Raw genomic sequence first — 19,041 nt, forward strand, 5'->3', positions numbered from 1 at the left:
CTTTTACAAAGAATATTGGTTTTAATAAGAGGAATTTTATGAATTTTACCGAATGGGAGTCGTATTATACAGAAATATTAAACAAATTCGGATTTCCAAAAGAAAAAGATGAAAAAACAGCACTCTGGCTTTCAAATGAATTCAAAAAAGTCTGTTCTTTGGAAAACCGGAATGATAAAATTTTTTCAATATTGGAAGAAAAAATCAGCCGTCGCCCTGTTGTCGTTTGCGGCAACGCGCCTTCGTTGGAAAAGGAATATATCGCTTTTTTGAAAGAAAAAAGCCGCGGCAATGAAATTTATATTGCCGCCGATGGCGCAGCAACGGTCTTGCTTCAAAACAACAGGATTCCCGACATTATTGTCACGGATTTGGACGGAAAACACCCCAATGACGCGATTAAAGAAATTGAAGCGGTTGATAAAGGCGCGCTTCTTTTGGTTCACGCGCACGGCGATAATTTGGACAAATTAGAGAAATATTTGCCGGCCTTTTCGGATAAAATCAATCAAAACACGATAATTCCGACATGCCAATGCCGCCCGCCGGATTATTTATTAAATTTCGGCGGTTTCACAGACGGTGACCGCTGTGTTTTTCTGGCTGACGCATTTAACGCGGCATCCGTTGTTTTAATCGGTTTTGATTTTAAGGACCCGAGTGTGCTGCCGTTAAAAAAGAAAAAATTGGAATGCGCTGAAAAGTTGATTCAATTAATTCGAGAAAAAGAGCAGAATCCTGAAAAAATTCGATTTTATTCGGAGTTGTAAATTCGTTTTTTAAAAATAAAAAAAGATGAATGGTTTTGAAAAGAATTATAACCCGAATCAACCGCCCGCTAATTTTCGTTCCGAATAAAATGAGGAACGGAAATTTGCGGATTCGTACCCGGCCGATACAGCAAAAATCAAATGCGGTTTTTTAATCCTATTACAGTCGTGTTGGGTGTTATTACGTGTCTGGCTTCGTTGTGTACGTTGTGCCGTGTCGCAGACCGCTTTGCCATTTGCATCTGCTCTTTTTTATCGTATCCGTTCGCTTGCGCGAACGGGGCTGTTGCTACCTGCCGTTTGCGTTGCTGTCGCCATCTGCCGTTTGCGTTTCTGTCGCCATCTGCCGTTTGTGTTGCTGCTGTCACCTGCCGGTCGCATTGCCGGCGCCTGCCCGCAACCGGCAGTGCCGCCGCGCGCGAGCCGCATCATTTCTTCAAAATAACGAAAACAGAGGGAACCGATTTCATAAAAAAAGAAAAGAGATGGAAACGATACATTTCTTGTTGAAATCAAAAACAAAAAAAACGTTTTTAATATAGGGGCTCGGTTATAAATATAAATAGAATGGATACTACATCATTTATGCTTAATTCATTTTCATTTATTGTTTTATTTTAAGAATTAAACCGGAATTAAAAAATGGATACGCTTGTTATTTGTATTGACAGAGACAACGACCTTGGTGAAAAGGCGAAGGTTATCACGCCGGTCATCGGCCGCGGCGCAAATATTGCTGCTGCCGTCAGTTTGGCGACTGTCGATCCTGAGGATTCCGATACCAACACGATTTTCGGCGGCATTCGAATTTTAGATGAACTGCGTAGCCTCGGTGTTGACGCCGAAATTGTTTCGTTTGCAGGCGATAAAAATGTCGGCACGATTTCGGATAAAAAAATTGCCGAACAATTAGATGAATTCTTAGCGAATCAAGATGCTAAAAGCGCTGTTTTCGTATCCGACGGCGCTGAAGACGAATCTTTGGTTCCGCTGGTTCAATCCCGCATTAAAGTGGATTCGGTTCAAAGAATCGTGGTCATGCAGAGTGAAAACTTGGAAAGCACGTACTACATGATTAAAAACTTCCTGAAAGACCCGAAACTGCTTCAAACATTTTTCGTCCCGATCGGTTTGGCTTTAATCATTTACGCGCTTGCGATGGCAACCAGCAATCCGCAGTGGGCCATTATCGGCACATTCTTCGTTGTCGGCATTTACATGATCATCAGAGCGTATTCGCTCAACGACAAATTGATTCTCAGCTGGTCCGAACTCAAAAAATCATTCAATTCGCATCAGCTTTCATTTGTTACAACCCTTGCCGCCATTTTTTTGTTTATCGTCGGAACGATTAGCGGTTCCATCAGTGTTTGGAATTTAACCGGCGGCGAAATCAGTTATTACGGTTTCCTTCTGATTGTTTCCTTGTACATCAAAAAAGCGATTTTATGGTACGCCGGATCAGCCTTTGTTTATTTGCTCGGAAAAATCGTTGACTGCATTTATGCCAAACAGGAATATCAGAGCTTAGTTGTGGAAATGCTTTTTGTTCTTGCAGGAACGCTTTTGTTCTGGAGTGCCGGAAGTTACGCTTTATCAACCATAATGCCTGAGCTGGGATATGTTTTTTCAGTTGCGTATTTCATCTACAGTATTGTTTTAGCTGTCATTATCGGCCTCGTCGGCATTTATTTCTCGGCCCAAAAAACCGAAGAGCCTGAAGAAGAAAAAATTCAGGAACCGCCGAAAGAGTCAAAACCGAAAAAACCGGAAACCACAATCATCGTCAAAGACGGAACAGAACAGGATGATGACGACGAAGAAACCATCCCGAAGCCGGTAAAAATCAAAATCGGAATTCGAAGCAGCAAAGAATAAATCAAAAAACGGTTGCTTCAATTATTTCCATTTTATTTTATTATTTTTTACTATTTTTTTGAAAAACGAAATACATTAAATGAATATTTTTAAAAAAGCAGAGACTGTTTTTTGTAAAAATCAAAGATGTAGCAACGCGTGTGTACGGCGGCGATGGTGACAGGACAGAGCAGCAGCAATGCGAACGGCAGGCAGCAGCAACAACGCGAACGGAAGGTAACAACAGCAACGCAAACGGGAGGTAACAGCAGCAACGCAAACGGTAGGTAACAGCAGCAACGCAAACGGCAGGTAACAGCAGCAACGCAAGCGGTAGGTAACACAGCAATGCAAACGGCAGGTAACAGTACCCACGTTCGCGCAGCGAACGGCTGTCATAAAAAGAAGCAGATGCAGGCAGCAAAGCAGACAGTAAAACAGCAAGCACAGTAAAACAGACAGATGCAGAAAAATAAATGAATTTGAAAAATGCTTTTCTATTTTTGCTGTATCGGCGGAGTACGAATCCGCAAATTTCCGTTCCTCACTTCGCTTTGCTCAGATCGGAACGAAAATTAGCGGGTGGTCGTTTGGGATTTGAAAAAAGAAAAAAACATGGCACGGAAAATAAAAAATGGAAATGAAAATAAAAACGAAAAAAAGAAGAGAACAAAAAAAGAAAAAAATCTTAAAGAACTTCTTTCCATTTTTCAATATTTTTCGAACTGATTCCGGTTTCCCGAGCCAATTGAGCGGCATCGGCGCCTGCTAAATCGGCGAGCGTCATAATGCCTGAGTCATTTAATTTTTGAAGCGAGGCTGTGCCGAGTCCTTTGATGTCGGAAAGCTCTGTCGGATTGGCGGCTTTGGCTTCTCGTTCGGCTCTGGCAGCGGCTTTTTCTTTTTTGATGCGTTTGGCGCGTTCGGCGGATGTTTCGGCAACGATGCCGTTTTTCTCGTCTTCTTCTAACTTTTTCTGCCATTCAATGAAATTGCATTGCGGACAGCCGAGTTCCCACGGGCGTTTTCCTTCAGTGATGATTTTAATCTTATACATTTGGTGCTCGTCACACATTTTGTCGGTCACGACAACCTGACCGGTTCTCGGAACGGGGAGGGAGAAGTCACACTCGGGATAGCCGTTGCAGCCGATGAAGCGCGCGCCTTTCTTGGATTTGCGTATGCTCAAGTCTGATCCGCAGCGCTGACATTTTCCGACGATTCTGTCTTCGCGCAAACCTGACTGGAGAGATCGCCCGATATCTTCATGATTCTTTTCCAAATCATCAAAAACGCTGTTTAACATTTCTCTGGATTCTTTCAAAACATCGGATTCCGAAATTTGTCCTTCTGAAATTTTATCCATGTCGGCTTCCAGCTGTTTGGTCATATCCGGTTTGACAATGGTCGGCGCGTATTGTTCAAGCGTATCAATGACGGAATAAGCCATGTTGGTCGGCTGAAGGGGATTGCCGTGAATATAATAACGGGAAACAAGCTTGTTAATAATATCCGCGCGCGTCGCTTTTGTCCCGATGCCCATGTCATCCATAACACGGATTAAGCGGCCCTGACCGTAACGGCTCGGTGGCTGCGTTTCCTTATCAAATAATTCTTTATGCGTAATTTTTAAAACATCGCCTTCTTCCAAATGCGGCAAAACACGGTCTTCGGGCTTGTTGTACGGGTAGTACCAACGCCAGCCTTCATTCGTTAAACGGGAGCCGTTGGTCTTGAAATCTTCGGTGTTGATGTCGATTTCAACTCTCAGCGTATCCCATTCAGCTTCGCCTGCAAATGTCGCGAAGAAACGGCGCACAACCAATTCATAAATTTTCCACTCATCCTCTTTCATGTCAGAGCGTTTGGCCGGCGCAACGGGGTGAATCGGCGGGTGAGCCGGGTCTTCTTTTTTGCCCTGCGTCGGCTTTAAACCGTCTTTATCGGCAATTTTGAGAAGGGCTTTGGCATATTCATCAAATTCAGTGCCGACAAACATTTCAATCAAAGATCGAAGTTCCAAGCTTTCCGGATAAATTGTACTGTCTGTTCTCGGGTAAGACAAAAAACCGGCTTCATAAAGCGTCTGATACATGCGCTTGGCATTGTTGACGGAAATGCCGACAGCGTTGGCCGCGACATAGAATTCGGTTGTGTTAAACGGAATCGGCGGTTTTTCTTTGCGTTGCTTCGCTTCAATGCTTTTGATTTTAGCGTCGCCGCCGACAATCACATTAGAATAAACGCGTTCTGCGATTTCTTTTTCAAAAATGCGGTTGGTGTGGTATTCCGCGATGAATGATTCCTTGGATTTGGTTTCAAGTGTTGCCTCAATTTCCCAATATTGAACGGGAATAAAAGCTTCTCTCTCTTTTTCACGCTCGACGATCAGTGCCAATGTCGGCGACTGAACGCGACCGACAGATAAAAAGAGCTTGCCGAGACGGCCGGCACAAAGTGAAATGTAGCGAGTGAGTGCCGCGCCCCAAACCAGGTCAATGACTTCGCGGGCGTGACCGGCATCCGCCAAATCAAAATTCACGGTTGTCAAATTATCAAACGCGTGTGTGATATCTTTGGGCGTAATCGCACTGTAAAGCGCGCGATTGAACTTAACGTCAGGATTTACGGACTGGACCAATGTCAGCGCTTCTACGCCGATGAGTTCTCCTTCTCGGTCATAGTCAGTTGCAATCGTCACGATGTCGGCTTTTTTGCCGAGAACTTTCAGTGCCGTGACAATTTTCTTGTTGGTTGTAATCGGTACGATTTCCGCGTCAATTAAATCTCTGGCCGAGTTTTTCTGCCAGTTATTATATTCATTCGGAAAATCAATTCCGACAACGTGTCCGCTGAGACCCATGACAATCGTGTGATCATCATTATAAGTAAATTCGTATGTCTCAACGCCTAATTTAGGATAGCGGACTTTTTTAACTTTGTTTTCTGAAAGAATAGCCGCAATACGCTTTGCAGCTGTATCTTTTTCGGTAATAATCAGATACATCTAAAACTCCGGTAGAATGAAGAAATTTTTTAATTTTGCCTGCCGTGTCTAAATTTAAACACAATTTAAACATATTTTCATTTTGAATGGTTAAATGGAGAACTGTGTTATTTATATTTTTTTGAAACTACTTTTCTGCCGGCCCAAATAAAAACGATGGCAGAAGCTTCAGAAATTGAAAGAAAATAATTTAAAGAAGAATTTTAAAGAGTGATTAAAAGATTATTGCAGGAATAATCAATTCGCTCACGCTGTTTTTAAGAAGAATCTCTAAAATCGAAATTATTGAAAAGTTAACCGAGGTGTTTTTTAATAATTTCGATTAAATCGGCACTCTTAACGGGTTTGCCGACAACTTCTTTGACACCTGCTTTTAAGATGTCATCGCCTTTTGTTGAGGAGAATGAAGTTAAAGCAACGATGGAGGCTTGAGAATCGTATTTTAAAATTTTCTCTGTTGCCTGAATACCGTCCGTGTTTGGCATAACGATATCCATAATCACAATGTCGGGGTTGAATTTTTTATAAATCTCGACTGCCTTTTCACCATCCTTTGCTTGTTCAACAATATATCCGGAGTTCTGAATAATTTGAACAAGAAGGTCACGAAGCAAGTCCTCATCATCAACAACCAGTACTTTTTTTTGCATAATAGATCACTCTCATAATTAACCAAACTGAATCATACATAAAGGTATGGAAACCGACCATAACGACCATACTTTATTATCTCATTTTTTCTCATTTTTTCAAAATGAGGCTATATGATACATAACAGTAGGATAGATTATAAAGTATTCGCTAAATCTTTGGTTCATTGAATTGTATTTTAAAGAGGTGCTCCAATATAAAATAACTTCGTTGACAGCAGTGATAATAATTTTTTGAAAAAATAAAAAACAATGTAAATCAAAATAAGATACTTTCAAATATTTTTTGAATAGTAAACGATATTTTCAGTGAAAAATGAAAGAAAAATAAACCAAAAAGACGTAAGAATAGGATGATTTGAATAAAATTAAAAGAATAAAAGAAAATATAAAAAATAAAAAAGAAAATGTAAAAAAGAAAATGTAAAAGTAAAAAATAAAAAAATGTAAAAAAAGAAATCATGAAAAAACGTGAAAAATAAAAATGTTAAAAAGAACATTGTTAAAACAAAAAATAAAGAAAATAAATAAAGAAAATGGACTGATCGGGAATTGAACCCGAGGCCTCTACCATGCCAAGGTAGCGATCTTCCGCTGATCTACCAGCCCATAACGAATTAAAGATAAGAATTAAATTGAACTGAATTAAGAAATAAATGATGCTACTGCCGCTTAAATTCATATTGAATTGTGACGACGTTCGCGGATTAACACAAGGAATAATTTCTATAAATAATTGTCGATTTGGATGCAGTGATTCTCTCTCTCGAAAAAGAGAAGAAACAATGCATGGCAAAACCTTTAAATATCACAATACATATTAGAGGATTGTTGTCTCACGAGCATACAACAAAATCAAATTGGGCCCGTAGCTTAGCCTGGTGGAGCGTTCGGCTGATAACCGAAAGGTCCTGCGTTCGAATCGCAGCGGGCCCATTTTTGTTTAATTTTTCTTTAATTAAAATTTTAAATTATTGAAATTTACCGTTATCGTAAATTTCACAAACTGTTTTTTATGAAAATAATTCGGATGAGCTTTGCTTTTTATTTATTTTCTTTGTTTTTTACTTTGTTTTATTTTGTTTTCTTTGTTTATTACTTTGTTTTACTTTGTTTTATTTTGTTTTCTTTGTTTATTACTTTGTTTTACTTTGTTTTTTACTTTGTTTTTTTATGATTATTTAAAATCATCAATTGAAAAAATGAATGATAATTCAAAACGGAGATCAATAATAAAAATTCAAAATCCGGTTCAAAATAAAAAACTGTTTAATAAAGTCGTTAAAATTCTTAAATAAAAAAATATTTAAATAAATAAAACATAAGAATTAATTGACTGTTTTGACCGTTTAACAATTAATAGAAATTATCCGTTTCGGATATGATAAAACAATTAAAATATATTTTGAATTATACCAATAAGTTTAAAATATAATTAATCGGTTTATCTATTGTTTGAAATTATAAAACGTAAATAATAATAAATTTTGTGCAGTAGCCGCTTATGGTTTTCGTATCAAAAATTATTAAGATGATTTCATACAATTATTTCGCGAAATATATAATTTCGACCATATTGAGATTTGATTCTAATAACGAATACACATAAATATTATAACTTGATATTTATTAATTGTCCGAAATTTATTTGATGTAAAAATCACCTTAAATTTCAGGAACAAGAATCAGATTACATACAAAAAACGCGGCAGTATTTACTGCAAAATAAATAAAAACGTTAAAAACGAGTAAAAACGAAATGAGCTTAAATGAGGAACTATAATGAGTGAACAATATATTAGTAAAGATTCCGAAATGGTAGAATTGCTGAGAAAATTAGACATCAGTCGCCCTGTTGCTAAAACATTGGCCTGTTTATCTGACGGAAAAGAATTAACATCTCATTCTATTGAAATGTCATCCGGTCTCAGACAACCTGAAGTCAGCATTGCCATGCGTTATCTGAAAAACAACAACTGGATTGAGATCAGAGAAGAAAAGAGAGACAATGGTAAAGGAAGACCTGTAAAATACTACAAGTTAACCGTTCCGATGGACAAAATCATTGAAAAGATCGAGGAAAATATTCTCGAAGAAAGAAAAATGATTTTGAGAAACATCGAAGAATTAAAGAAAATTTCTTAAATTTTTATTTTTGTCTTTTTTGATTTTTTTTCATAAAAATACAACATTCTGTTGAAAAATATTATTTTTCTTTGTTTTTCAAAAATAATCTTTGTTTTAATCATTTTTAAAATAAATTTTTAAATAATTTTGAATAAAACGTTTCATTTTTTAAAATATTAATTTAAAATATCAAAAATTAAAAAAATAAAAGCCGAAGAGCTTGGCTCCTCGGCAAAAGAGAATAAAATCAATTTGTTAAAGATTGAATCGGTGCCGGGATGCGACCGCCGCGTTTAATGAATTCTTCAGAACTGAAAGCTGAGACATTCATGACAGGCGCAGCGCCTAAAAGACCGCCGAACTCAACCGAATCGCCTACTTTTTTACCGGCCGCCGGAATAATGCGAACTGCCGTTGTCTTTTTGTTGATGACGCCGATTGCCATTTCATCTGCAATAATTGCAGAAATCGTAGAGGCGGACGTATCGCCCGGAACGGCAATCATATCCAAGCCGACCGAACAGACACAAGTCATTGCTTCCAATTTTTCAAGCGAAAGCGCGCCGTCATTCACCGCGCGAATCATGCCCGCATCTTCGCTGACCGGAATGAAAGCGCCGCTGAGACCGCCGACTGATGATGATGCCATCGCACCGCCTTTTTTAACAGCATCGTTTAAAAGAGCCAAGGCGGCGGTTGTTCCGTGCGTTCCGCAGCGTTCCAACCCCATCGCTTCCAAAATTTCGGCAACACTGTCACCGACAGCCGGCGTCGGGGCTAAAGAAATATCAACAACACCGAATTCGACGCCGAGTCTTTGAGAAACTTCACGAGCCGCCATCTCACCCATTCTTGTGATTTTAAAGGCGGTTTTCTTGATTTCTTCTGAAATTTCCCCGAGAGACGGGTTTTTAAGCCTTCTGACAGCCGAGTTGACGACACCCGGACCGCTGACACCGGCGTTAATGACGCACTCCGCTTCACCGACACCGTGGAAAGCACCTGCCATGAACGGATTATCATCAGGTGCGTTGGCAAAAACCACCAACTTAGCGCAGCCGATGCTGTCAGCGTCTGCCGTCAGCTTTGCAGCCTTCTTAATAACATCGCCCATTAACGCAACGGCATCCATGTTGATGCCGGCTTTAGAACTGGCCAAATTAATGGAAGAGCAAACGCGCTCTGTTTTGGCAAGTGCTTCGGGAATAGATTCAATCAAACGGCGGTCACCGTTTGTCATTCCTTTTTGAACCAATGCGCTGAAACCACCAATGAAATTGACGCCGACTTCTTTGGCGGCTTTGTCCAATGTCTGAGCGACAGAAACAAAATCGGGGCTTTGACAGGCTTCGGCCGCGATTGCGACCGGCGTTACAGAAATGCGTTTATTGATAATCGGAATGCCGTAAAGGTCTTCAACCGCTTCGGCTGTGCTGACTAAGTTTTCGGCTTTGCCGACGATTTTTTCATAAATATTCTGATTGAAAATATCAATATCGGGATGAGAACAATCTCTTAAACTGATTCCCATTGTTACGGTACGAATGTCTAAATTTTCCATCCGGACCATTTCAATGGTTTCCAAGATTTCTTCAGATGTCAAATACATAATAGAAACTCCGAATTAACTATTAAATGCGGTGCATGTATCTGAAAACATCTTCGTGCTGAACGCGGATTTCGACTTTGAGATCCTGACCGACTTCAGTCATTTTTTCCTGGAAATCCTTCAAAATGAAATTTTCATTTTTGACTTCACCGATCATAAGCATCGTAAAAATGTCTTCCATGAGCGTTTGACGAATATCAATAATATTAACGCTGAAATCGGACATGACGCGCGTCACACCGGCAACAATGCCGACCGTATCGACACCGATCACTGTAATAACAAAACGATCTGTTTTCATGTTTATTTTCCTGATAAATGTGTAAAAGTAAAGTTACCGCTTACAAATTTTGCAATAATAAACACTCAAACGATTTAAAGTATATATCCGTTTTTCAAATAAAAATATAATACGTTGATTAATTGTTTTTAATTAAAAATATTTGAATTAGATGAAACTCATTAATTTTCTAAAATATTGTAATAAATTAAAAAAGAAAAATGATGAATTGAAATAAAAAATAAAAAATGAAATTGAAAAAAAGTGAAATTGAAAAAAAGTGAAAAATAAAAAAGAAATGAAAATAAAAAGATGAAAAATTCGATTAGAATTAATCGAATTTAAATCCTTTATTTTTCTCAATGTGAGCGACAAGTCCGCCGTCATTGAGAATTGTAATCATCGCATCAGGCAGCGGTGAGAAGGTGAGTTCAATGCCTTTTGTCACATCTTTAATGAGACCACCGGCGAGATCGACTTCAAGCTGGTCGCCTTCGTCAATTTGGTCGGTGTCACAGATAAGAACCGGCAATCCGACGTTGATTGCGTTTCTGTAGAAAATGCGGGCGAATGATTTTGCCAAAACGGCGCTGACGCCGGCCATTTTAATAATTGTCGGGGCGTGCTCACGGGAGGAGCCGAGACCGAAATTGTTTCCGGCAACCACGAAGTCGCCTTTTTGAACTTTTTTGGCGAACTCGGGATCTGCGTCTTCCAAAACGTGTTTGGCGAGTTCCGGAAGGTTTGTTCTTAAGTGGAACAAACGGCCGGGAGCGATGTGATCGGTGCTGATGTCGTCGCCGAATTTGAATGATTTGCCTTTCATAATGTCTGCCATTTAAATCACCTCACGCGGGTCTGCAATCACGCCGGCAATCGCTGTTGCGGCGGCTGTTGCGGGAGAGCCGAGATAAATGAAGCCTTCCGTGTTGCCCATGCGGCCCTGGAAGTTTCTGTTCTGCGTTGCGAGACATGCTTCGCCGTCAGCGAGCGCGCCTTCATGAACGCCGACACACGGACCGCAGCCGGGTGCCATAATAATTGCGCCTGCTTTGATAAATATTTCAATATATCCTTTTTGAACGGCTTCCAAATAGATTTCTTTAGAAGCAGGAACGATAATCAAGCGCGTGTCAGGGTGTCTGACTTTGCCTTCCAAAACTTTGGCAGCGATTTCAAGGTCATCAATTCTGCCGTTTGTACAGGTGCCGATAAAGACCTGATCGATTTTGGTGCCGGCAACTTCGCCGACGGTTGCCGTGTTGTCAACAGTGTGCGGTTTTGAAATGGTCGGTTCCAATTTGGAAACATCAATATCAATCACGCGTTCATAAGTTGCGCCTTCGTCGACTTTGATTTCTTTGAATTTGTCGCCGCGACCGCGTTCTTCGAGATACGCTTTGGTCGTTGCGTCGGTTTCAAAAAGACCTGCTTTGGCACCGGCTTCGACGGCCATGTTGGCCAATGTAAATCTTTGAGACATGGTCATTTTTTCAATGGTTTCGCCGCGGAATTCAAGCGCTTTGTAGGTTGCGCCGTCAGCACCAATCATGCCGATTAAATGAAGAATCAAATCTTTTGCATAAACGCCTTTGGGGAATTCGCCCGTGACGTTGACAAGGAAAGTTTCGGGAACGCGGAACCAGGTTTTGCCGAGCGCGATACCGACTGCAACGTCAGTGGAACCCATGCCGGTTGAAAATGCGCCGAGCGCGCCGGATGTACAGGTGTGGGAATCGGCACCGATTAAAACGTCTCCCGGATTCACATATGTTTCAACCAAACGCTGGTGGCAGACACCTTCGCCGGCTTCGGAAAGATGCGCGCCGGTTTTCTTGGAAAATGTTCTGAGAATCACGTGAGCGTTTGAAAGATCTTTTTGCGGACTGGGCGCGGCGTGGTCAATAAAAAGAACGGTGCGGTCAGGGTTTGCGGCCTGAACCAAATTCATTTTTTCCAGCTGCTGAACCGCGAGCGGTCCTGTTCCGTCCTGGACAGCGGTCACATCAACATCAACAAGCGTGATGTCGCCGGCATAAACGTCTTTGCCGGCACGGCCGCTGATAATTTTTTCAGCTAAAGTTTGCGGTTTTTGTGCCATAATCAATCACATTTCAAAAATAATGAACAGATAAAAAGAAAACGAGAGGCAGATAATCGCTCTCAGTAAGATATTTCTGTTTTGGATAAGAATTGACTTTAAATATAAAATAGTATTGGAAAAGCCGACATCGTATCCTTATTTCTCATGTTTTTTAATGTTAAAAAATAAATAAAAAAAGGAGAAGAGTAAAGTAAAAAGAAACAAAAAAAGAAAAGAGAAGAGTAAAGTAAAAAGAAACAAAAAAAAGAAAAGAAGAGAAAAAAGAAGAAACGAAGAGAAAAAGGAAAAAAGAGAAAAAAGAAGAGAAAAGGGAAAAAAGAAAAGGAAAAACTTTTCTTAAAGTCCTTCCAGAATGTGTTTTTCACGGTCTACTTTCCGATCCAAAAACGGTTCGACTTTTATAATGACATATGTATCCGCCCCGAACCGCTGTTTCAAACAGTTTTCAACTTCTTTTTGAATTTCAGCCGCTTCTTTGACGGTTAAATTCTCATCAATCATAATATGCATATCAATTGCCTTGGAACTGCCGAGCTTACGTGTTTTCAGCGAATGCATATTCAACACGCCTTCGCAATCCAGAATGATGGTTTTGATTTCTTCATTGATTTCCGGGCTGAGAGACGCATCCATCAAATCATTCGTGCTGTTGTAAATGATTTTAAGGGCGATATAAAGAATGTAAAGTGCCAAAAGAACCGCCATAATCGGATCAAGAATTGCCCATTTATCGCCGAGCAGAATCGCGGCACCGATGCCGGCTGCAACGCCGACAGAGGAAAACGCATCTGTTCTGTGATGCCAGGCATTTACTTCAATCATGTCGCTGCCTAATTTTTTAGCCACTCTGTGCGTGTACTGATAGAGCAATTCTTTTGCGATAATAGACAAAAGCGCGACATAAAATGTAATCATTGCCGGCTTTTCAATCGGCGTTCCTTCAATGAAATCATAAATTGTCCCGGCGGCTTCAGATAAGATCAGCGCGCCTGCAAGCAGAAGCATGACACCGACAACAACGGAAGCCAAACTTTCGATTTTTTTGTGACCGAAATTATGACTGTCATCTTCCGGTTTTGCGGAAATTCGGATACTGAAGATAACAACGAAATCGCTTAAAAGGTCTGAAAGTGAATGAACACCGTCGGCAATTAAAGCCGCACTGTTGCCGATAACGCCTGCAATCACTTTGAAAATGGTCAATAAGATGTTTACAGCCATTCCGATAATCGTTACACGTAAACCTTCTTTAGATTTGTATTCAGCATGTTGGAACGGACTCTGCAAATCCTCTAATCCAACGGTCACAGTTTCATGTTTTTTTCCTGTCAAATATTATTCCCCGTAAAGATTTTTCCGTAAACGGTAAAATTCTTTAATAAATAAAAGGGGATTAAAGTATTTAAAAAACAAACAAAATGATTTTAAGACTCTTCAACTCTTTTGAATATCATCAATTCTTTTGAATAAAATGAATGATTTTAACCGTGCCGAAAGGAAATGAATGATAAAAAAAACAAGTGATAATTGATAATGAGTGATAGGGTGATGATTAATAATGAGTGATAAAATGAGATTGTTTATTGCCGCCCACTTTCCTGAAGAAACAAATCAACGGTTATTAGAATTCAATAATTTCTTAAAAGAAAACGCAAGAGGAAACTTCACAAAACCTCAAAACCTGCATATGACGCTCATTTTTCTCGGTGAAACAGATTCCAAAACCGCAGATAAGATTGTAAAAATAATGGAAAATACAATCCCAAACCACCCGGTAACCATGAAATTTGAAAAAATCGGGCGATTCAAAAGAGGAAATGAATCCCTTGTTTGGGCCGGCGGCGATTCCCAAAAACTTTCGGAAATTCATCAACAACTTTCAACTGAATTACAAAATACCGGCATCAATCAAGACTTGAAAAAATTCGTCCCCCATGTTACTTTAGGCCGGCGGATTCAATTTAAAACACCGTCGCGCAACGAAAAAGAAATTGATGAATTCTTGGCATCAATCAACGCCGAATTTGAAACCTCAATTTCCAAGATCAGTTTAATGGAAAGCGAATTAACGTCGACCGGTCCGAATTACAAAGAACTTTTCACGATTATTTTATAAAACAAAGCGAAACCCGAAACAACCGCCCGCTAATTTACGTTCTGACCGAAGCAAAGCGGAGGACAGAACGGAAATTTGCGGATTCGTACCCGGCCGATACAGCAAAAACGAGGACCTGTTTTTAATGTCAATTATTCGTCTGCATCTGTGTCACTGCATGCATCTGCTCTTTTTTATGACAGCCGTTCGCTGCGCGAACGTGGTGCTGCTACCTTGCCGTTTCCGTTTGGTGCTGTTACCTTGCCGTTTCCGTTTGGTGCTGTTACCTTGCCGTTTCCGTTTGGTGCTGTTACCTTGCCGTTTCCGTTTGGTGCTGCTACCTTTCCGTTTCTGTTCGCTGCTGTTACCTTTCCGTTTGCAGTTACTGCCATCGCCTTAAACATAAATCACTTTTTTGAACAAAATTTGATTATTGGAAGAATCAATCACCGTCAACTCGACGGTTTCTCCTTTTTTCAAAATATCTCGGGTCGGTTTTTTCGTGCTTGAAGAAATCGGATACATTATAACTGCTGATTTGCTGCTTTCAATACCGCCGATGAGAAGTGATTCACCGATTCCGAAGGATTCATTTTTGTAATATGATAAATCGGCTTCCGATTGATTAAACAAAATTCGAATATTTGACATTTGAAGCGGTGCGCCGCCGCTGTGTTCCAGTCGAACGGCTTTGTATTGTACGCTTCCGACAGTGACATTTTCAACGCGGGCGGTTAAGCTGACCGGCTGAGACGGCGCGGTAAATTCGTAGCTGAGAACTTCCGTTGCCAAGTAACCGGCCATGACGACCGTGATTGCAAGGAGAAGCAGGACGCCGACGACCGGGGAAATACCGCGGTTGTCGGAGAGAAAATTGAATTTTGAAATTGATTTTTTGGTTTTTTGAAATTTCATGATGAAAACCTCAAAAGAACTAAAAATCGAGTACAAATGAATGTTTTTAAATAATTTGAAAAAAGATGAAAATTGAAAAATAAATTAATAGATCCCAGATCATTAGAGTGGTCAAAGGCGTAGTACTTGAAAACAGCATCAAAAGAGTTAAAAATGCGAGGGGTGGGAGTTGAACCCACGAATCCCTTCGGAACCGGATCTTAAGTCCGGCGCCTTTGACCACTCGACAACCCTCGCACGTGGTTTAAAGAATAAAAAACTAAAAAACAATAAAAGCAACGTATAATCATAACGATTATATTTAAAGGTTATTCCCGAAGTTCTTTTTACTTTTGAGCAACAGCCGCGCGGTCACCGACGCGACCTGACCGTGAGAAATACAGCCGTCACCGGGCGGCAGGTTTTTGTGTGTCAGCAAATCAATGCCGTTTTCTTTTAACATTTTCGCCAAAACCGAAATGATGTAATCATTGTTGGCAACGCCGCCGGAAACGCAAACAACACGAATGCCGGAATCACGAACATTTTGCAAAACCATTTGGCCGATGCCTTCGGCAAAAGCGTGAACAAACAATGCCGCCAGTTGGTTTGGTGAAAAACGTGAATCTTCGCCTTTGATAACTTCTGTATAAAGCGCATAAAGCAGCGCAGAAGTATCAAAAACAAGCCTTCCGCTTTCATCAGACTGTTGAATCGCCGGTTTGAAATAAGACAAATCAGAAAGCGTCGGAATTTCGGAACCGATTGTTTCCGCTAAAAAAGACAAATCCGCTAAATCCGATCCGGCTGTCAATTCGGCAACTCCGTGATAAGCGGCAGATTCCAAAAGCATTGCCGGCTCCCCGTCAAAAGTCCGCTCACCGCAAAGACCGAGAAGCGCGGCGGCAGCATCCAAAACGCGCCCGGAACTGCTGGAAGCGGCGACGTTAAAGTTATTCTTCAATTGCGATAAAACGACTTTCGCCTCATCCGCGCCGCGCGGGAAAAATAAATTCAGCGACAGCAAATCCTCTTCGGAAAGTGTGCCGTCTGAGATATAAGGATAAAGCATGCCGAAAACCAATCGCGCCGGAAACTTCGTTGCCAAGTCGCCGCCTGCCATCGGCTGCGGCGCAAGTGACGAGAGTCTGACATAATCCGTGTAAGTGCATTTTAAGATCTCGCCGCCCCAAACAGTTTGATCGTCACCGTAACCGACGCCGTCAAGCGCGATTCCGAGAACGGTTGAATCAAGCGGCAAATCATTGTCCGCCATCACCGAACAAATATGAGCGTGATGATGCTGAATTTGAATCAATTTCGCCTTTTCTTTTGAAGCATACTCTTTGGCAAAATGCGTCGTGTTAAAATCGGGATGCATATCGCAGGCGATGATTTTCGGGCGAATTCCGGTCAGCTGACGAAGCGTTTCAAAAGCTTCAGCGTGATAAGCAGCCGTTTGCAAATGTTTCGTGTTGCCGATATATTGAGATAAAAAAATATTGCCGTCTTTTGCAAACGATAATGTATTATTCATTTCAGCCCCGACGCCGGCAACGCCTTTTGAATGAGAAAACGGAAGAACGATCCGTTCGGGAACAAAACCGCGTGAGCGGCGCAAAAAGACAGGCTCGTCGTTGACAAAACGAATCACCGTGTCATCCGTTCTGTTTTGAATCAAACGATTATGGAAAAGGAAATAATCAGCGATGTCGGAAAGTTTGGAAAAAGCATCATCATTGTCAATCACCATCGGCAATCCCGGAAGATTGGCAGATGTCATCACGACAACATCCGTTTTCAAATATTCGAACAAAACATAATGCGCCGCGGAATAAGGAAGCATCATACCGAGATTATGCAATTTCGGGGCCACTGACGGTGCAAGCGCGTAGGAGTCGGATTTGTTGCAAACAACTATCGGTCGGCGCACATTTTCAAGAAAAGAAAGTTCTTTTCCGGCTGTACGGCGAATTTGAGTATGATTAGAAGCGACAGCCGCGTTTCGAACCATAACGGCAAAAGGCTGCGCCGGTCTTTTTAAGCGATTGCGTAAAAGACAGACGGCCTCTTCAGAAAATGCATTACAAACCAAATGAAAACCGCCGTCTCCTTTCAGCGCGACAATAAAACCGTCATCAATCGCTTTTGCCGCTTCCTTTAAAGCGTCATTGCCGGATGCAAGAACAATCGCTTTTCTGTCGCCTCCAGAATTTTTAGCCTTCCGCCCCGCTTTTTGTTCAAACGTATGGATCGGACCGCACGTCGGACAGCAGACCGGCTGCGCATGATAGCGACGGTCATTGACGTCAGTATATTCTTTCAAACACGCCTCACAAAGCGGAAATTCATCCATTACTGTATTTTTTCGATCATAAGGAAGTTTGCGAACAGTTGTGTAGCGCGGGCCGCAATTGGTACAAACCGTAAACGGATACAAATGACGGCGGTTTTGAGGTGATTGCATATCAGACAAACACTCCTCACAAACAGCCGTATCCGGCGGAATAATAGAATTTCCGGAAACGCCGGATTTGCTTTTTAAAATTAGAAAGCCGCCTTCAATCGCGGCTTCGCCTTCCGGCAAATCAGTGACATTCAATTCATCAATTCGGGAAAGCGGCGGATTTTTCGTCGTTAAATCCGACAAAAAAGAATTCAGATTTTCGGTGCTGCCCGCCGCGAGAATTTGAACCATATTTCCGAGATTAATGACGGAACCGGAAATGTGATTTTCAACGGCAATCCGATAAACAAACGGACGAAAACCGACGCCTTGAACGACTCCCTTGACAAGCAATTTTTTGACCGGCATGATGACACCAAGAATCGTTAGGCAACCAAATCTTTTCGGATTTCTTCAAGCACCAGCGGAATGAGACGATCAATTGCCGCAGCGACCTCGGGGCTCATTTCGGTTGTTAAATTAACTTCATCCGGATGTTTTTGGATTTCAACGCCGTAAACGACAATTTCGGGCAAGCCTTGAACTTCGCGGGCAATGCCGAGAACGGTCGGGACGGAAACGTCGTGTGACGACATCATTTTGCCGACACCCTCGCCGTCTAAAAGGTCTTCGCCTTTAATTCTTAAAATCGCGCCGAGATTTTGATCGCTTTTCAGCGCGTCAATAATGATAATTTTATCAAAGCCTTCCAAAAAACAAAGCATATCCAAACCGGAAACACCCGCGTCCATAATATCAACTTCAGATAAGCAGGAAAGCGACTCAGCCGGCAAATTCAAAAAACAAGAATCAGATAAAGATGCGCCGCCTTCTAATTTATCCTTCATTGCCGTCAGTTTTTCAACCGTATGAATACCGACACCATCGTCGCCCATCCATAAATTGCCGCATCCCATGATTCGAATTGTTTTTGAAAGTGTCATAAAAATCACCGGCGATAGAATGAATAAATTCAGCCTCTCGCGAATATAATTAATCTTTATGAAATGAATTATCAATGTTGTATAAAAGGGCTTCTAATTTCGATAAAATAAAAAAAAGAAAGCTGCTTCGTTAAAAAAGTAAAACGTGAAAACATAAAAAGTAAAACATAAAAAAATAAAACGTAAAAAGTAAACGTAAAAAAATAAAACGTAAAAAGTAAAACGTAAAAAAGTAAAACATAAAAAAATAAAACGTAA

Annotated in this window: 17 protein-coding genes and 3 tRNA genes; 7 read left to right on the forward strand and 13 right to left on the reverse strand. The window is 40.9% G+C overall.

The window, feature by feature from the left end; genetic code table 11:
* The first annotated feature begins 38 nt into the window (after window positions 1–38).
* The 3 genes from C7391_RS00065 (at window position 39) to C7391_RS00075 (ending at window position 2,648) form a co-directional block, all read left to right on the forward strand.
* On the forward strand, window positions 39–770 hold the full coding sequence (locus C7391_RS00065; RefSeq protein WP_133516516.1) for a 6-hydroxymethylpterin diphosphokinase MptE-like protein: 732 nt from the start codon (window positions 39–41) through the stop codon (window positions 768–770).
* A 229-nt stretch (window positions 771–999) separates the two neighbouring features.
* On the forward strand, window positions 1,000–1,215 hold the full coding sequence (locus C7391_RS00070; RefSeq protein ID WP_133516517.1) for a hypothetical protein: 216 nt from the start codon (window positions 1,000–1,002) through the stop codon (window positions 1,213–1,215).
* Window positions 1,216–1,412: 197 nt separating this feature from the next.
* A complete protein-coding gene (locus tag C7391_RS00075; protein WP_133516518.1) occupies window positions 1,413–2,648 on the forward strand; it encodes a DUF373 family protein in 1,236 nt (411 codons plus the stop codon).
* Between the two features lie 40 nt (window positions 2,649–2,688).
* On the opposite strand, the gene C7391_RS00080 is transcribed toward C7391_RS00075, so the two are convergent.
* The 4 genes from C7391_RS00080 to C7391_RS00095 form a co-directional block, all read right to left on the reverse strand.
* The gene (locus C7391_RS00080; protein WP_133516519.1) at window positions 2,689–3,075 is read right to left on the reverse strand and encodes a hypothetical protein; all 387 of its coding nucleotides are present in this window, start codon (window positions 3,073–3,075) and stop codon (window positions 2,689–2,691) included.
* Between the two features lie 240 nt (window positions 3,076–3,315).
* Entirely contained in the window at window positions 3,316–5,634 is a 2,319-nt protein-coding gene (locus C7391_RS00085) for a DNA topoisomerase I (RefSeq protein ID WP_133516520.1), read from the reverse strand.
* A gap of 293 nt (window positions 5,635–5,927) precedes the next feature.
* Window positions 5,928–6,284, reverse strand: coding sequence for a response regulator (locus tag C7391_RS00090; RefSeq protein ID WP_133516521.1), 357 nt, complete (start codon window positions 6,282–6,284; stop codon window positions 5,928–5,930).
* A 537-nt stretch (window positions 6,285–6,821) separates the two neighbouring features.
* A tRNA-Ala gene (locus tag C7391_RS00095) sits at window positions 6,822–6,893 on the reverse strand.
* Window positions 6,894–7,146: 253 nt separating this feature from the next.
* Here C7391_RS00095 and C7391_RS00100 point away from each other — a divergent pair.
* A tRNA-Ile gene (locus C7391_RS00100) sits at window positions 7,147–7,220 on the forward strand.
* 846 nt (window positions 7,221–8,066) lie between these two features.
* The gene (locus tag C7391_RS00110) at window positions 8,067–8,429 is read left to right on the forward strand and encodes a transcriptional regulator (RefSeq protein ID WP_133516522.1); all 363 of its coding nucleotides are present in this window, start codon (window positions 8,067–8,069) and stop codon (window positions 8,427–8,429) included.
* A 229-nt stretch (window positions 8,430–8,658) separates the two neighbouring features.
* Here the strand turns inward: C7391_RS00110 and C7391_RS00115 are convergent, their stop codons facing one another.
* From C7391_RS00115 to C7391_RS00140, 5 genes are all read right to left on the reverse strand, one after another.
* Complete coding sequence (locus tag C7391_RS00115) at window positions 8,659–10,020, reverse strand: PFL family protein (protein WP_133516523.1); 1,362 nt, start codon at window positions 10,018–10,020, stop codon at window positions 8,659–8,661.
* A gap of 22 nt (window positions 10,021–10,042) precedes the next feature.
* Window positions 10,043–10,321 carry an ACT domain-containing protein gene (locus C7391_RS00120; RefSeq protein ID WP_133516524.1) on the reverse strand — a complete coding sequence of 93 codons (279 nt, stop codon included), beginning with the start codon at window positions 10,319–10,321 and terminating at the stop codon, window positions 10,043–10,045.
* A 310-nt stretch (window positions 10,322–10,631) separates the two neighbouring features.
* Window positions 10,632–11,126, reverse strand: coding sequence for a 3-isopropylmalate dehydratase small subunit (locus C7391_RS00125; RefSeq protein WP_208107041.1), 495 nt, complete (start codon window positions 11,124–11,126; stop codon window positions 10,632–10,634).
* A 12-nt stretch (window positions 11,127–11,138) separates the two neighbouring features.
* Window positions 11,139–12,401, reverse strand: coding sequence for a 3-isopropylmalate dehydratase large subunit (locus C7391_RS00130; RefSeq protein WP_133516526.1), 1,263 nt, complete (start codon window positions 12,399–12,401; stop codon window positions 11,139–11,141).
* Between the two features lie 339 nt (window positions 12,402–12,740).
* Window positions 12,741–13,736, reverse strand: coding sequence for a cation diffusion facilitator family transporter (locus tag C7391_RS00140; RefSeq protein ID WP_133516528.1), 996 nt, complete (start codon window positions 13,734–13,736; stop codon window positions 12,741–12,743).
* A gap of 226 nt (window positions 13,737–13,962) precedes the next feature.
* Here C7391_RS00140 and thpR point away from each other — a divergent pair, with 226 nt between their 5' ends.
* Window positions 13,963–14,520 carry an RNA 2',3'-cyclic phosphodiesterase gene (thpR, locus tag C7391_RS00145; RefSeq protein ID WP_133516529.1) on the forward strand — a complete coding sequence of 186 codons (558 nt, stop codon included), beginning with the start codon at window positions 13,963–13,965 and terminating at the stop codon, window positions 14,518–14,520.
* Between the two features lie 157 nt (window positions 14,521–14,677).
* Window positions 14,678–14,899, forward strand: a complete 222-nt coding sequence (locus C7391_RS00150) for a hypothetical protein (RefSeq protein WP_133516530.1) — start codon at window positions 14,678–14,680, stop codon at window positions 14,897–14,899.
* Here the strand turns inward: C7391_RS00150 and C7391_RS00155 are convergent.
* The 4 genes from C7391_RS00155 to C7391_RS00170 form a co-directional block, all read right to left on the reverse strand.
* Complete coding sequence (locus C7391_RS00155) at window positions 14,896–15,414, reverse strand: type IV pilin (protein WP_133516531.1); 519 nt, start codon at window positions 15,412–15,414, stop codon at window positions 14,896–14,898. The genes C7391_RS00150 and C7391_RS00155 overlap by 4 nt on opposite strands.
* 154 nt (window positions 15,415–15,568) lie before the next feature.
* Window positions 15,569–15,651: transfer RNA gene (locus tag C7391_RS00160), tRNA-Leu, on the reverse strand.
* 64 nt (window positions 15,652–15,715) lie between these two features.
* A complete protein-coding gene (gene hypF / locus C7391_RS00165; RefSeq protein WP_133516532.1) occupies window positions 15,716–18,208 on the reverse strand; it encodes a carbamoyltransferase HypF in 2,493 nt (830 codons plus the stop codon).
* Window positions 18,209–18,225: 17 nt separating this feature from the next.
* Window positions 18,226–18,783 (reverse strand): hydrogenase maturation protease, encoded by a 558-nt coding sequence (locus tag C7391_RS00170; protein ID WP_133516533.1) that lies wholly within the window; start codon window positions 18,781–18,783, stop codon window positions 18,226–18,228.
* Window positions 18,784–19,041: the final 258 nt, after the last annotated feature.

The sequence above is a fragment of the Methanimicrococcus blatticola genome, from assembly GCF_004363215.1.
GTDB classification, from domain to species: domain Archaea; phylum Halobacteriota; class Methanosarcinia; order Methanosarcinales; family Methanosarcinaceae; genus Methanimicrococcus; species Methanimicrococcus blatticola.

Excerpts from the sequence above, each read along its gene's own strand:
- C7391_RS00065 (WP_133516516.1), top strand. The coding sequence starts at position 39 with ATGAATTTTACCGAATGGGAGTCGTATTATACAGAAATATTAAACAAA.
- C7391_RS00075 (WP_133516518.1), top strand. The coding sequence starts at position 1,413 with ATGGATACGCTTGTTATTTGTATTGACAGAGACAACGACCTTGGTGAA.
- C7391_RS00085 (WP_133516520.1), bottom strand. The coding sequence starts at position 5,634 with ATGTATCTGATTATTACCGAAAAAGATACAGCTGCAAAGCGTATTGCG.
- C7391_RS00090 (WP_133516521.1), bottom strand. The coding sequence starts at position 6,284 with ATGCAAAAAAAAGTACTGGTTGTTGATGATGAGGACTTGCTTCGTGAC.
- C7391_RS00110 (WP_133516522.1), top strand. The coding sequence starts at position 8,067 with ATGAGTGAACAATATATTAGTAAAGATTCCGAAATGGTAGAATTGCTG.
- C7391_RS00115 (WP_133516523.1), bottom strand. The coding sequence starts at position 10,020 with ATGTATTTGACATCTGAAGAAATCTTGGAAACCATTGAAATGGTCCGG.
- C7391_RS00120 (WP_133516524.1), bottom strand. The coding sequence starts at position 10,321 with ATGAAAACAGATCGTTTTGTTATTACAGTGATCGGTGTCGATACGGTC.
- C7391_RS00125 (WP_208107041.1), bottom strand. The coding sequence starts at position 11,126 with ATGAAAGGCAAATCATTCAAATTCGGCGACGACATCAGCACCGATCAC.
- C7391_RS00130 (WP_133516526.1), bottom strand. The coding sequence starts at position 12,401 with ATGGCACAAAAACCGCAAACTTTAGCTGAAAAAATTATCAGCGGCCGT.
- thpR (WP_133516529.1), top strand. The coding sequence starts at position 13,963 with ATGAGTGATAAAATGAGATTGTTTATTGCCGCCCACTTTCCTGAAGAA.
- C7391_RS00150 (WP_133516530.1), top strand. The coding sequence starts at position 14,678 with ATGCATCTGCTCTTTTTTATGACAGCCGTTCGCTGCGCGAACGTGGTG.
- C7391_RS00155 (WP_133516531.1), bottom strand. The coding sequence starts at position 15,414 with ATGAAATTTCAAAAAACCAAAAAATCAATTTCAAAATTCAATTTTCTC.
- hypF (WP_133516532.1), bottom strand. The coding sequence starts at position 18,208 with ATGCCGGTCAAAAAATTGCTTGTCAAGGGAGTCGTTCAAGGCGTCGGT.
- C7391_RS00170 (WP_133516533.1), bottom strand. The coding sequence starts at position 18,783 with ATGACACTTTCAAAAACAATTCGAATCATGGGATGCGGCAATTTATGG.